This is a genomic window from Lentzea rhizosphaerae (assembly GCF_042649515.1).
Lineage (GTDB): Bacteria > Actinomycetota > Actinomycetes > Mycobacteriales > Pseudonocardiaceae > Lentzea > Lentzea aerocolonigenes.
Map to the genome: position 1 here is coordinate 568,336 of NZ_JBHRZI010000057.1, position 13,225 is coordinate 581,560.

Annotated in this window: 11 protein-coding genes; 6 read left to right on the forward strand and 5 right to left on the reverse strand. The window is 67.7% G+C overall.

Annotation, left to right across the window (positions count from 1 at the left end; all coding sequences use genetic code 11):
• Positions 1-2: 2 nt before the first annotated feature.
• The gene (locus tag ACFOWZ_RS47345) at positions 3-881 is read left to right on the forward strand and encodes a carbohydrate ABC transporter permease (RefSeq protein WP_382381157.1); all 879 of its coding nucleotides are present in this window, start codon (positions 3-5) and stop codon (positions 879-881) included.
• Positions 878-1,690: a carbohydrate ABC transporter permease gene (locus ACFOWZ_RS47350; protein WP_382381159.1), complete on the forward strand. Its 813-nt coding sequence runs from the start codon at positions 878-880 to the stop codon at positions 1,688-1,690. The genes ACFOWZ_RS47345 and ACFOWZ_RS47350 overlap by 4 nt, the downstream gene beginning before the upstream one ends.
• Here the strand turns inward: ACFOWZ_RS47350 and ACFOWZ_RS47355 are convergent.
• From ACFOWZ_RS47355 to glf, 3 genes are all read right to left on the reverse strand, one after another.
• Positions 1,687-2,433 (reverse strand): class I SAM-dependent methyltransferase, encoded by a 747-nt coding sequence (locus tag ACFOWZ_RS47355; RefSeq protein WP_382381161.1) that lies wholly within the window; start codon positions 2,431-2,433, stop codon positions 1,687-1,689. The genes ACFOWZ_RS47350 and ACFOWZ_RS47355 overlap by 4 nt on opposite strands.
• Positions 2,434-2,519: 86 nt before the next feature.
• A complete protein-coding gene (locus tag ACFOWZ_RS47360; protein WP_382381163.1) occupies positions 2,520-4,421 on the reverse strand; it encodes a glycosyltransferase in 1,902 nt (633 codons plus the stop codon).
• 178 nt (positions 4,422-4,599) lie between these two features.
• Complete coding sequence (gene glf, locus ACFOWZ_RS47365) at positions 4,600-5,784, reverse strand: UDP-galactopyranose mutase (protein ID WP_382381165.1); 1,185 nt, start codon at positions 5,782-5,784, stop codon at positions 4,600-4,602.
• Between the two features lie 186 nt (positions 5,785-5,970).
• On the opposite strand from glf, the gene ACFOWZ_RS47370 reads away from it, so the two are divergent.
• The gene (locus tag ACFOWZ_RS47370; RefSeq protein WP_382381167.1) at positions 5,971-7,929 is read left to right on the forward strand and encodes a DUF6541 family protein; all 1,959 of its coding nucleotides are present in this window, start codon (positions 5,971-5,973) and stop codon (positions 7,927-7,929) included.
• Here the strand turns inward: ACFOWZ_RS47370 and ACFOWZ_RS47375 are convergent.
• Positions 7,919-8,824, reverse strand: coding sequence for an LLM class flavin-dependent oxidoreductase (locus ACFOWZ_RS47375; RefSeq protein WP_382381169.1), 906 nt, complete (start codon positions 8,822-8,824; stop codon positions 7,919-7,921). The two genes, ACFOWZ_RS47370 and ACFOWZ_RS47375, sit on opposite strands and share 11 nt — an antisense overlap.
• Positions 8,825-8,891: 67 nt before the next feature.
• Between ACFOWZ_RS47375 and ACFOWZ_RS47380 the strand changes: the two genes are divergently transcribed.
• Positions 8,892-9,695, forward strand: a complete 804-nt coding sequence (locus ACFOWZ_RS47380; RefSeq protein WP_382381171.1) for an HAD family hydrolase — start codon at positions 8,892-8,894, stop codon at positions 9,693-9,695.
• 215 nt (positions 9,696-9,910) lie between these two features.
• Here the strand turns inward: ACFOWZ_RS47380 and ACFOWZ_RS47385 are convergent, their stop codons facing one another.
• Positions 9,911-10,984, reverse strand: a complete 1,074-nt coding sequence (locus ACFOWZ_RS47385; protein ID WP_382381173.1) for a lysylphosphatidylglycerol synthase domain-containing protein — start codon at positions 10,982-10,984, stop codon at positions 9,911-9,913.
• A gap of 162 nt (positions 10,985-11,146) precedes the next feature.
• On the opposite strand from ACFOWZ_RS47385, the gene ACFOWZ_RS47390 reads away from it, so the two are divergent.
• Positions 11,147-12,244, forward strand: a complete 1,098-nt coding sequence (locus ACFOWZ_RS47390) for a DegT/DnrJ/EryC1/StrS family aminotransferase (RefSeq protein WP_382381174.1) — start codon at positions 11,147-11,149, stop codon at positions 12,242-12,244.
• Positions 12,241-13,221, forward strand: coding sequence for a Gfo/Idh/MocA family protein (locus tag ACFOWZ_RS47395; RefSeq protein ID WP_382381175.1), 981 nt, complete (start codon positions 12,241-12,243; stop codon positions 13,219-13,221). The genes ACFOWZ_RS47390 and ACFOWZ_RS47395 overlap by 4 nt, the downstream gene beginning before the upstream one ends.
• Positions 13,222-13,225 lie beyond the last annotated feature (4 nt).

The window sequence follows — 13,225 nt, forward strand, 5'->3', positions numbered from 1 at the left end:
AAATGAAACACGGACGCGCGTTCTGGCTGTTCGTGGGCCCGTTCGCGATCGGCTTGCTCGTCTTCGTGTACGTCCCGATCGGCTGGAGCCTGCTGCTCTCGTTCTTCGAGGCCCGCAACACGGTGACGCCCGCGGAGTTCGTGGGCCTGCGCAACTACGCCGACATGCTGACGGACGAACCGTTCCTGCGCAGCCTGGGCACGTTCAGCGTGTTCGCGGCCTTCATCGTCCCGCTGACGTTCGTGCTGGCGCTGGCGCTCGCGTTGCTGGTCAACCAGATCACCTTCATGAAGGCGTTCTTCCGCTCGGTCTTCTTCCTCCCCACGGCCTGCTCGTACGTGGTGGCGTCGTTGGTCTGGAAGCTCTCGATCTTCAACGGCGTCCGCTTCGGCCTGGCCAACACGGTCCTGGGCTGGTTCGGCGCCGACCCGATCGCCTGGACCGTGTCGACGTCACCGCCCTGGTACTGGCTGGTGCTTGTGACCTTGCGGCTGTGGCTGCAACTCGGCTTCTACATGATCCTGTTCATCGCCGGACTCCAGCGGATCCCGCAACACCTCTACGAAGCAGCGTGGATCGACGGCGCTTCGCGTGGGTGGCAGACGTTGCGGTTCATCACGCTGCCCCAGCTGCGCACCACGTCGGTAGCAGTGCTGTTGCTGCTGCTCATCGCGGCGTACCAGGCATTCGACGAGTTCTACAACGTCCTGGGCTCCGACCGCGGCTACCCACCCTTCGCCCGCCCACCGTTGATCTACCTCTACTACACCGCCCTGGGCTCAGGCGGCCAGGACTTCGGCCACGGCAGCGCAGGCGCCGTGATCCTCACCTTGCTGATCGCCGGCGTAACCCTGTTGCAAGGCAAGGTGATCACCCGATGAAGGCCCTGCGATACCTGGCACTGTCCATCGCCGCCGCCCTGTTCCTGATCCCGTTCTACCTGGTGCTGCGCAACGGCTTGGCCACCGAGCAGGAGATCACCGCCCCAACGTGGACCTTCTGGCCTTCTCAGATCCGCTGGGAGAACTTCACCGACCTCTTCACCAACCCGGCCGTCCCAATGGTCCGCAGCATGGCCAACTCACTGGTAGTCGCAGTCCTGCAAACCTTCGGCCAACTCCTGCTCTGCGGCCTGGCAGGCTACGGCCTGGCAAGAATTCCGTACCGCTACTCGAACCTGGTGCTGTACCTGGTGATCGCGACGCTGATGATCCCGGCGGCGGTCACGTTCGTACCGACGTTCGTGGTCGTCTCAACGCTGGGTTGGGTCTCCGACCTGCGAGGCCTGGTCATCCCCGGCCTCTTCAGCGGCTTCACCACGTTCTTGTTCCGCCAGTACTTCCTCAACTTCCCGAGGGAACTGGAGGAGGCCGCCCGGATCGACGGCCTCGGCCACTGGGGCACCTACTGGCGAGTGGTGGTCCCCAGCTCCAAGGGCTTTTTCGCGGCCCTGGGCGTAATCGCCTTCGTGACCAGCTGGAACCAGTTCCTCTGGCCTCTGGTGATCGCCCAAGACCAGGACTCCTGGACCGTCCAGGTGGCCCTGTCGACGTTCCTGACCTCGCAGTCCATCGACGTCGTCCAACTCTTCCTCGCCGCTGCAGTCTCCATCACGCCACTGGTCATAGTCTTCGTTGCCCTGCAACGCTTCCTGGTACGCGGCGTGACGGAGACAGGCATCAAGGACTAACCCTTGGCCACCAACAAGAAGATGCTCGGCCCGAACCGACACCGAGCCAACGCGGGTTGAGCAGCCCTCTCCACCCGCAACAACACCCGATGCGGCACAACCCGCTTCAACGCCCCCGACCGCAGGTTGGAAACCGACAGCGACCGCACCACCCGCAGTCCGGCGTCGGACAGCTGCCGGGTCACGGTGTCGATGTTGTGGTTCACGAACGGAATCTCGTCGTCGTGCCGGTTCTCCGGCGACCGGATGTCCACGGGCCCAACAGGAACCCCTCGACCAAGCCTGCGCAAGCGGTTGCGCGCATGCCCGAGGTTCGCGACCTCGATGACAGCGACCCCCACGGCGTCGAGCACACGGGCGATCTCAGCCAACTCCGCGGTCGGATCAGGCAGGTGGTGCATGACCCGAATCATCGTGACCAGGTCCATCGACCCAGTGGCGAACGGCAGGTGCGCAGCCTGAGCCTGCACCCGCTCAATCCCCTCCCCGAGGAACCGAGCCGCAACGTCAAGCTGCCGCTGACTGGGCTCGGCAAGCGTCACGTGGTCCGCGTACTGCGGCAGCAGCGCGGTGATCCGGCCGTAGCCGCCCCCGACATCAACCGCGTGCTCGAAGTGCTGACCAGCGAGAAGACGATCGATCGCGATGCGCTCGGCATCGTGCTCGTAGTCACGGCCCTTCCAGTACCCGAGGTAGTCGTGGGCGGGCCCGTCGTAGAAATCTGCTCTCTTGATGTCCCCCATGCGCCATGGACGCGTGATCTCGGGACGAGGTTGCCCAGCAAAAAGGGCCCTCGAAAAAACCGAGGGCCCTTCCGCTCACTTCAAGATCAGTTGTTCTCGAACACCTTGCGCCACGACTCGACCGAGGTCAGCTCGGGCAGAGCGTCGCGGTACACCTTCTGCATCCGCGGCCACTCCGACGACAGACGACGGTAGTTGCGCACCGCCCGCTTCATCAGCTGACGGAACTCCTTGGGGTCGCGCTTGCGGAACGCCACACCGGACCCGTCGGCGTTGGACACCGTGGCGGAGTCCAGGTTGCCCAGCAGGAACCAGCGGGCGTTGGTCGCCGGCACGTTGATCTGCGGGCGCTCGGCCGTCGCCGCCTGCGGCTCGCGCAGGTTGTGCATCAACGCCTTGGCGGCCTCGGACGCGATGGTCACCGGGTTCGTGGGCGGCGTCAGCATCTGCTCCGCACGCACCATGTCGAACGTGGGCGGCGGGAACTCGCGCGCCGACGGGAGAACCTGCGCGTCCGCGTACTTCTTCCGAAGCTCCCGAATCTCCGGCAACGCAGTCCGAAGCGAGTCGAACAGCCGCGACGGACCGGCCAGGAAGTCCTCGATCGCCTTCTGCTGGATGACGACCGTCGAGTACTCCATCGACAGCAGGTGCCGCAGCGACAGCTTCAGCCCCTGCTTCAACAGGGTGGACCGCACGTCGTACGGGCTGTGCAGCGCGGCCAGGACGAGCCGGTTGCGGGTGTGGAAGTACGCCTGCCAGTCGGTGGCGTCGTTCTTGTCCGTCCACGGCATGTGCCACACGGCCGAGCCGGGCAGCGACACCGTCGGGTAGCCGCGTTCCAGGGCGCGCAGCGAGTACTCCGCGTCGTCCCACTTGATGAACAGCGGCAGCGGGTAGCCGGTGCGCTGGACGACCTCGCGCGGGAAGAGGCACATCCACCAGCCGTTGTAGGTGGAGTCGATGCGGGCGTGCAGCTCTTCGGTCTCGCGCAGGGACTCGCTGCCGAAGTCGTGGTCGGTGAGCGCGCCCGGCGCGGCGCGCCAGTAGCAGGTGCCCAGGTCGACGACCTCGCCCATGCTGTGCAGGCGCGAGCGGGCCTGGAGGTTCAGCATGTGCGAACCGACGATGACCGGCTGGGCGGCGGCGCGGGCGAACGCGTTGGAGCGGAGGACGGCGTCCGGCTCGAGGCGGATGTCGTCGTCCATCAGCATGATCTGGTCGGCGTCGGTGTGCTCGATCGCCTCGTACAGACCGCGGGTGAAGCCGCCGGAGCCGCCCAGGTTGTCCTGCTCGATGACCTCGAGCTTGTCGCCCAGCGCCTTGACGGCCTCGGCGTAGCCCTCGGTGTCGCGGACCTTCACGGCGCCCTGGTCGGCGACGAAGACCTTCTTCAGCACGGCGAGGACGGCCGGGTCCTCACCCAGGGCGCGCAGTGCGATGACCGCGTCGACCGGGCGCATGGTCGTCATGCCGATGGCGACGGTCTGCGTGGGGAGCTCCTGCTCCGTGGTCCACGCGGCCTCGGTGATCTCCATCGTGGTGTCGTCGGTGAAGACGTCGAACCAGATCCAGCCGCCGTCCTCGAACGGCTTCAGCGACACCTTCAGCGCGACGTCGGTCCACGACTTCGCGCTGCGGATGACCTGACCGTCGAGGTGGATGATGTCGCCGTTCGGCTTCGACCGGTACACGTCGATGCGACCGGCGCCGCGGACGCGCATGCGCAGCACGACGTCCTCGATGACCGTCCAGCGCTTCCAGTAGCTCGCGGGGAACGCGTTGAAGTACGAGGCGAACGACACCTTCGCCGAGGTCGGCACCGTGACCGCGCGGCGGCCCGACACGTGGCTGTGCACGTTCTCCGGCTCGTCCAGGTAGAGCGGACGCACGTCCAGCGGGTCCTCGTCCCGCGGCATGATCACCCGCTGGAGGACCTTGGTCGGGTCGATCTTGGTGGCGCTTGCGGCGTTGGCCTGCTCGGTCACGTGCTTCCTCCGGCGAACCGAACGGCTTCGGTTCGGGTCAGCTTCATGGATTGGCTACCAGATGCCACAGGTGGACGTCGTGGCTCGGCGCATCTCGCGCCATAGTACCCATTGTCAAATGACGATCGCCCGGCCGCACTGGTTGCACGGCCGGGCGATGTTTCACATTTCGACCTGATCAGTCGAGGTCGCCGTTGATCGGCGTGCCGTCGGTCAGGTGCGGGGCGATCTTGTTGTCGAACGCGCTGAGCGCCGCGCCGATCGCCATGTGCATGTCGAGGTACTTGTACGTGCCCAGGCGGCCGCCGAACAGCACGTTGCGCTCGGCCGCCTCCTTCTTGGCGAGCTCGCGGTACCGCTCCAGCTTGGCGCGGTCCTCGGCGGTGTTGATCGGGTAGTACGGCTCGTCGTCCTTCTCCGCGGCGCGGGAGAACTCGCGGACGATGACCGTCTTGTCCGACGGGTACTCGCGCTCCGGGTGGAAGTGGCGGAACTCGTGGATGCGGGTGTACGGGACGTCCGCGTCGTTGTAGTTCATGACCGGGGTGCCCTGGAAGTCACCGGTCGGGAGCACTTCCTGCTCGAAGTCGAGCGTGCGCCAGCCCAGCCAGCCCTCGGAGTAGTCGAAGTAGCGGTCGACCGGACCGGTGTAGACGATCGGCGTGCCCGCCGGGATCTCGTCCTTCACGTCGAAGAAGTCCGTGTCGAGGCGGACCTCGATGTTCTCGTGCGCCGCCATCTTCTCGAGCCACGCGGTGTAGCCGTCGACCGGCAGACCCTCGTAGGTGTCGTTGAAGTAGCGGTTGTCGAAGGTGTAGCGGACCGGGAGGCGGCTGATGACCGCGGCCGGCAGCTCCTTCGGGTCGGTCTGCCACTGCTTCGCGGTGTAGTCGCGGATGAAGGCCTCGTAGAGGGGGCGCCCGACCAGCGAGATCGCCTTCTCCTCGAGGTTCTTCGCGTCCTTGGTGTCGATCTCCGACGCCTGCTCGGCGACCCACGCGCGGGCCTCGTCCGGCGACAGGTACTTGCCGACGAACTGGGTGATGAGGCCCAGGCCCATCGGGAACTGGTACGCGGTTCCCTTGTGCATCGCGAAGACGCGGTGCTGGTAGCCGGTGAACTCGGTGAACTGGTTGCAGTACTCCCAGACCCGCTTGTTCGAGGTGTGGAAGAGGTGCGCACCGTAGCGGTGCACCTCGATTCCTGTCTCGGGCTCAGCCTCCGAGTAGGCGTTGCCGCCGATGTGGGCACGACGCTCGAGCACCAGCACCCGCTTGTTCAGCTGGGACGCGGCGCGTTCGGCGACCGTGAGACCGAAGAATCCAGATCCGACGACGATCAGGTCATAGCCAGCGAAGCTCACGATTGGGGAGGGTACCTGTGCCACGCGACACGGCCCCAGCACCCCCTCTGCGAACCACACAGGCCTTGATCAGGTAAAACGCGTGTGACGGGTCGTTTCAGGTCCATTACCCAGGTAGGGATAGCCTTGCTGGGTCACGCGGGCCCGACCCGCACCTCCACTTGCTGAGCAACCTTGGGTGGTCCTGTGCCGACCGAAGCGAGCACTCTGCTGACCTTGGCGACGATCGGCACGTATCTCGCCGTCCTGTGGCTGCCGGGCGGGCTCGCCGCCGCGGCCGCGGGCCTTCGCGGGTGGACGCTGGCGGCCAGCGCCCCGGTGTTCACGTACCTGATCGCCGGGCTCGCGGGCCCGTGGCTGTGGAAGATCGGGATCCCGTTCAACGTCTGGACGTTCCTGCTCAGCACCGTGTTCGTGATCGTCGTCTTCGGCGCCGCGCGGTGGTTCGTGGTGCGCAGGCGCGGCCCGGTCGAGCGCGAGCCGTCGCCGTGGACGCGGACCGCTCACCTCGCCGTGGCGGTGACGCTGCTGGCCGCCGCGGTCGTCGGGGTCGCGGTGCTGATGGCCGCGATGCGCTGGGACCTCAACTCGATCCCGCAGGACTGGGACGCCGCGTACCACGCGAACGGCATCCGCTACATCGCCGAGACCGGCGAGGGCAGCCTGTACGCGACCGGCAAGGTCAACTGGTACGAGCTCCCCGACGGCGTCTTCTACCCGAACGCCTACCACCTGGTCGGCGCACTGGTGTTCAAGCTGACCGGTGCCGCGGTGCCGGCCGTGCTGAACGCGAACACGGTGCTGCTGCCCGGCCTGCTCGCGCTGACCCTGGTCGCGATGATCCGGCACTTCAACGGCCGCGCCGTCACCGCCGCGTTCACCGCGCTCGTCACCGTCGCCTGCACCAGCGCGACCTACGACAACCTGTGGCGCGGCCCGCTGCTCACGTTCACGCTGGGCATCGCCGTCATGCCGGTGCTCGCCATCGCGATGGACGCCTACCTCAAGCGCTCGGCGCTCGACACCGGTGTCTTCTTCGGCGGTGTCGCGGTCGGTCTGCTCGCCATCCACTCCAGCACGCTGTTCGGCGGCATCCTGTTCGTGCTGCCGATGTTCATCCAGCGCTGGTGGGGCAACCTCAAGCTGATCTGGCGCGACGCCCTCAAGCTGATCGTCCCGGCCGTCGTGGCGGTCGTCGTGACGCTGCCGCACCTGCTGGGTGCGCTCGCGGTCGGCGGCAAGATCGCGATCGTCGACTGGCCGTCGACGTTCCCGGTGAGCCAGTCCGTCGGCTCGCTGCTCACGTTCCAGCACGTCATCGCCCTGCCGCAGTACTGGCTGGCGCTCGCGCTGTGGATCGGCCTGATCTTCGCCTCACGCCTGGGCGACCTGCGCTGGCTGCTCGGCTCCGCCGCGTTCTTCGGCGGCGTGTGGGTGCTGACGGCGTCGTACTCGCAGCCGTGGGTCGCGCGGGTGACGAGCCCGTGGTGGAACGACCAGTGGCGGCTCATCGCGCTGGCGTGCGTGCCGCTGGTCGTCGTCGCGGGCCACGGCCTGGCGCAGGTGTACGACTTCGTGAAGGCGGGCGTGCCGCGCTTGTCCGACGGCCCGGCGCGCTACGTCGCGGGCGGGGTCGTCGTGGCGGTGTTCGCGTTCGTCAGCCAGGGCCTGTACTTCACGCTGAACATGAACCAGGTCAAGCAGGGCTACGCGAACCAGCCCGGCGCCGACCGCCACAACATGGTGGTCAGCCCGGACGAGGTGCTCGCGTTCCAGGAGCTCGCCAAGGTGGTGAAGCCCGGTGAGCGGGTGCTCAACGACCGCAGGGACGGCACGGTCTGGATGTACGCGCTCGCGGGCGTGCAGCCGGTCGTCGGCCACTACGACGGCTCGGCGGAGTCGCCTTCGGTGCACCTGCTGCAGGCGGAGTTCAACGACTACGCCAGCGACTCGGCCGTGCGCGACGCGGTGAAGTACCTGAAGGTCAGCTACGTGATCGTCGACACCGGGTACGTGCACGGCGGCAAGGAGCGCGTCGCCGGCCTGCGCGATCTCGAAGGCAAGCCGTTCGTGCAAAAGGTCTACTCGAACCAGGACTCGACGATCTACAAGCTGGTGCCGCAGGGCGCGCCCGTCAACCCCTGATCTCGGAGTCGGCGAGGCCGGGGAAGACGTCCCCGGCCACCTGCTCCAGCACGGTCTCGTGGCCGAAGTAGACGCCCTCGCTGCGCGGCCAGTGCACGATCAGGTCGGTGAACCCGAGCTCACGGGCCCGGCCCGCGGCGTCCTGGAAGGCCTCGACGCTGGACAGCGAGTAGACGGGCGCGGAGTCGAGGTTGAGGTACCTGTCGATGGTGCCCTTCGCCCGGTTGATCGAGGCGAGCTCCTCGTTGAACCTCTTGGTCACCTGGGCGACCCCGCGCCACCAGTCCTCGTAGCTCGGGTTCTCCAGCCGCCGCGAGCCGGTGGTGATCCAGCCGGTGCCGTAGCGGGCGGCGATGTTCATGGCCTTCGGCCCGTCGGCGGCCACCACGAACGGCACCCGCGGCCGCTGCACGCAACCGGGGTACCCGCGGGCCTCCTCCGCGACGAAGTGCTCACCCTTCCAGGTCGTCTTGTCCCTGGTCAGAAGCAGGTCGAGCAGCTCGACGAACTCACCGAACCGCTGGGTGCGCTGCTGGGGCGTCAGGTCCTGCCCGCCGATCGCGGTGGTGTCGTACGAGCCGGTGCCACCCGAGCCGAGGCCCAGGTTGAGCCGGCCGTCGGACAGGTCGTCGAGCGTGAGGACCTCGCGGGCGAACGGCACGGGGTGCCGGAAGACGGGTGACGCGACGAGCGTGCCGAGCCGGATCCTGGAGGTGACCGCGGCGGCCGCGGTGAGCGTCGGAACGGCGGAGAACCACGGGCCGTCGACCAGCGTGCGCCAGCCGAGGTGGTCGTACGTCCACGCGTGGGAGAAGCCGAGCTCCTCGGCCGCTCTCCACTTCGGTTCCGCGACCCACCACCGGTACTCGGGCAGGATCACCACGCCTACTCGCACCACCTGACCCTAGCGACGTGATCCGCAACTCGACGAATCCACTTCCGGCATCAGCGAGGATGGATTCGTGGAGAAACCAGCGCTGGTGGCATCGGACGTCGACGGCACGATCCTCGGTACGAACGAGCAGGTGAGCGACCACACGGCACGGGTCGCAGGCAGGGTGATCGCGGACGGGACGCCGTTCGTGCTGGTCAGCGGCCGCCCGCCGCGCTGGATGCCGCGCATCGCGAACGCCGTCGGCGCCACCGGGTACGCGGTCTGCGCGAACGGCGCGGTGCTCTACGACGTCGGCGAGGACCGAGTGATCTGGCAGCGCGGCATCAGCCCGGTGCGGCTGCACGACCTCGGCGAGGCCCTGACCACGGCGATTCCAGGTGGCGCGGTCGCGGCGGAACGGGTCGGCGAGCGCGCGGCCGACGTCGAGTCGTTCATCGCGGAAGAGGCGTACGTGCACGCGTGGCCGGACGGGCACGACGTCGCCTCGAGGGCAGAGGTGCTGGGGCACACGGCGGTGAAACTGCTGGTCAGACACGAGGGCATGAAGAGTGCCGAGATGGCTGCGGCCGCGATCGCGGTGCTGGGCGACGAGTTCGCCATCACCTACTCGACCAACGCGGGGCTGATCGAGATCTCCGAACGGGACGTGACGAAGGCCACTGGACTGGCCGACGTGGCCGAGCGGTTCGGGTTGGCGGCCGAGAACGTGATCGCGTTCGGGGACATGCCGAACGACATCCCGATGCTGCGGTGGGCGGGCCACGGCGTCGCCATGGCCAACGCGCACCCCGAACTGCTGGAGGTGGCCGACGAGGTCACCGGTACGAACGACCAGGACGGCGTGGCCCAGGTCCTGGAGCGTTGGTTCTGACCGCCCCGTTCCAAAGCGGCTCCGAGGTTGATGAACGGAACTTTCATCGACCTGGGGTGGATGAAGGTTCCGTTCATCCACCGCGCGGGCGCCCAGCCCCTGGCATGAACGGCGCATTTGTCGACCTCACGTGCACAAATGCGCCGTTCATGGACGACGGCTGAGGACTTTGCCGGGGCACTGAAAGCTCCCCTCGTCAACCTCGTTCGCGGGTGTCAGTCCTCGGCCGGGACGGGGACCGGGGCGCCGCGGCGCTTCTGCACGTACACGAGGAGCGCCGCCGAACCGGCCGCCGCCAGGTCCGCGATGGTGAACATCAGGCGCGAGACCAGCGCCAGCGCGATGGCCTGGCCCGAGGGCAGCACCGTCGCGATCGTGGCCGTGATGACCAGCTCGCGGGCGCCGATGCCGGAGGGCAGGAAGAACGCCAGCAGGCCCGCGGTCATCGACAGCGCCATGGCACCGGTGGACAGGATCAGCGTGTCCCAGCGCGGCGAGCCGAGCGAGTTGACCAGCAGCCAGAGGTGCACGCCGTAGCAGAGGTAGATGGCGACGGCAGTGCCCAGCGCCTTGAGGATCTCGACGCCCGTGAAGCGGCGTTCGATCGGCTGCTTGCGCAGGGCCTTCAGGACCAGGTTGACCGACCAGGTCAGCAGGCGCGGGTGCAGGAACGGCAGACCGACGGCCAGCAGCAGGAACAGCCACAGCAGCTGGTTCGACTCGGGACGGCCGGACAGCATCACCGGCAGCGCGGCGAGACCGGCGATCAGCGACGCGAGCACGCCCATGCCGGTCGCGACCAGGCCCGCGGTGAAGCTGCGGGCGCGGTTGACGCCCGCCTCACGGGCGAGCTCCATGGAGAGCAGGACGGCCCAGACGGCGCCGGGAACGTACTTGCCGAGCTGACCGACCAGGTAGAACTTCGACGCGTCGGAGAAGCGGACCGGGGCGCCCAGGTCCGACAGCACGATCTTCCACACCAGCGGGCCCAGGAAGATGCCGACCAGGACCGCGATCATGGACAGCACGACCGACTGCCACGGCAGCGCGAGCAGCGTGGGGTAGACCTCGTCCCACTGGGAGTACAGGGACCACGTGGCGGCGGCGAGCACCGCGACGATCAGCAGACGCTTGGCCCACGCGATGATCACTGCCTTGCGCGTCTTCGCCGGAGGCGCTGCCTGCTCGTCTTCGGCAGGCGCAGCCACGTCGGGCTTGACGGTCATCGGTTCTCCGCTTCCTGCTTCGCCACCCAGCAGCGGGCCGGGCACGGCGGGCTGGGAGTCCATGAAAGTCGTTGCTCCTGCGCTGCGGATCCACAACGGACCCTGAAAAAGATCACTCCATCAGGCAGGTAGCCTGTGGTCCGCGCCTGGTCTGCACCTGGCAGTAACACCGGGGTAACTGTACCGGACGCATCCAACCGTCTCCGGAAGTGGAAAGTCTGCTGCATGATTCCGATTACCGTCGTCGACGTCCAGGACGCCGAGCCGCTCGTGCTGGAAGTGCTCCGCTCCGGTGTCATCGCACAGGGCCCGATGGTCAAGCGGTTCGAGGACGCTTTCGCCTCCGTTGCCGGTGTGCCGCACGCGGTCGCCGTCAACAACGGCACGACCGCGCTGGTCGCGTCCATCCAGGCGCTCGACCTGCAGCCGGGTGATGAGGTCATCACCACGCCGTTCACCTTCGTGGCCACGCTGAACGCCATCCTCGAGGCAGGCGCCACCGCGCGCTTCGCGGACATCAGCGCCGTCGACTTCAACATCGACCCGGAGAAGGTCAGCGCGCAGGTCACCGAGCGCACCAAGGTCCTCATGCCGGTCCACCTGTACGGCCAGATGGCCGACATGGGCCGTCTCGTCCCGCTGGCGCAGCAGCACGGTCTGACGATCGTCGAGGACTCGGCGCAGGCAGTCGGCGCGACGTACGAGGGCAAGCCGGCCGGCTCGTTCGGCATCGGCTGCTTCTCGCTCTACGCGACGAAGAACATCACCACCGCCGAGGGCGGCGTCATCACGACGTCGGACGACGCGCTGGCGGACAAGCTGCGCGTCATGCGCAACCAGGGCATGCGCGCCCGCTACCAGTACGAGATGGCGGGCCACAACTACCGCCTCACGGACCTGCACGCGGCGCTGGGCATCCCGCAGCTGGAGAAGCTGCAGCAGCTCACCGACGCGCGGCGGCGCAACGCCGAGGCGCTCTCGAAGGGCCTCGACGGCGTCACCGGCCTCACCGTGCCGGCCGTGCTGCCGGGCCGTGAGCACGTGTGGCACCAGTACACGATCCTGGTCGGCGACGACGCCCCGGTGACCCGCGACGAGCTCGCGGCGAAGCTCACCGAGAAGGGCATCGGCAACGGCATCTACTACCCGAAGCTGGTCTTCGACTACGACTGCTACCGGGAAAACCCGCAGGTCATCGCGTCGGACGTGCCGGTCGCCAAGAAGGTCGCCGAGCAGGCTCTGTCGCTGCCGGTGCACCCGAAGCTGACCGACGCCGACCTCGAGACCATCGTCTCGTCCGTCCGGGAGGTGTTCGGCGCGTGAGCGCTCGTCCCAAGGTCGCCCTCGTCGGCGCCGGCACGATGGGCTCGCTGCACGCCCGCGTGCTGTCGCAGTCCGACCGCGTCGACTTCAAGTTCGTCGTGGAGCACAACGCCCAGACCGGTCAGGCCATCGCCGACCGCTTCGGCATCGAGTACACGGACTCGCTGGACGGGCTGAAGGACGTCGACGCCGTCGTCATCGCGGCCGCCACCGAGGCGCACTACGCCATCGCGAAGCAGGCGCTGGAGCTCGGCAAGCCGCTGCTCATCGAGAAGCCGCTCGCCGCCACGTACGCGCAGTCAGAGGAGCTCGTCGCCGAGTCGGAGAAGCGCGGCCTGCCGCTCGTCTGCGGCTTCCTCGAGCGCTTCAACCCGGCGATCCTCACCGCGAGGCAGTTCGTGGGCGAGGTCGTGCAGATCAACGCGATGCGGCACTCGCCGTTCGTGCCGCGGATCAAGACCGGTGTCGCGGGCGACCTGCTCATCCACGACGTCGACCTCGCGATCCGCTTCGTCGGCAACGCGCCGGCCGCGGTCAAGGGCTCCTTCGGCTTCTTCCACAAGCAGTCGCAGGACAACGGCTCCGAGGACTCGGCCGACGCCACCATGTCGTTCGAGAGCGGCGCCCTCGCCACGATCTCCGCGTCGCGGATCAGCCAGCGCAAGGTGCGGCAGATCTCGGTGCTGGAGATCGACCGCCTGATCGAGATCGACCTGCTGCGCCGGGACATCACGATCTACAAGCACGTGGCGGACTCGCCCGCGGCGGACGGCGTCGGCTACCAGTCGCAGACCGTCATCGAGCTGCCGACGATCCTGCAGAGCGCCGAGCCGCTGGCCGCGCAGCTGAACCACTTCCTGAACCTGCTCGAGCTGGGCGCGGGTTCGGACGAGGTGCTCGCTGAGCGCAACGCGATCCTCCCGGCGCACAAGGTCGTCCACGAGGCGACCATCTCGGCGACCAACGGGAAGGCCTGACGCG

Coding starts and splice junctions, on each gene's coding strand:
- ACFOWZ_RS47345 (WP_382381157.1), top strand. CDS start 3: ATGAAACACGGACGCGCGTTCTGGCTGTTCGTGGGCCCGTTCGCGATC.
- ACFOWZ_RS47350 (WP_382381159.1), top strand. CDS start 878: ATGAAGGCCCTGCGATACCTGGCACTGTCCATCGCCGCCGCCCTGTTC.
- ACFOWZ_RS47355 (WP_382381161.1), bottom strand. CDS start 2,433: ATGGGGGACATCAAGAGAGCAGATTTCTACGACGGGCCCGCCCACGAC.
- ACFOWZ_RS47390 (WP_382381174.1), top strand. CDS start 11,147: ATGATTCCGATTACCGTCGTCGACGTCCAGGACGCCGAGCCGCTCGTG.
- ACFOWZ_RS47385 (WP_382381173.1), bottom strand. CDS start 10,984: ATGGACTCCCAGCCCGCCGTGCCCGGCCCGCTGCTGGGTGGCGAAGCA.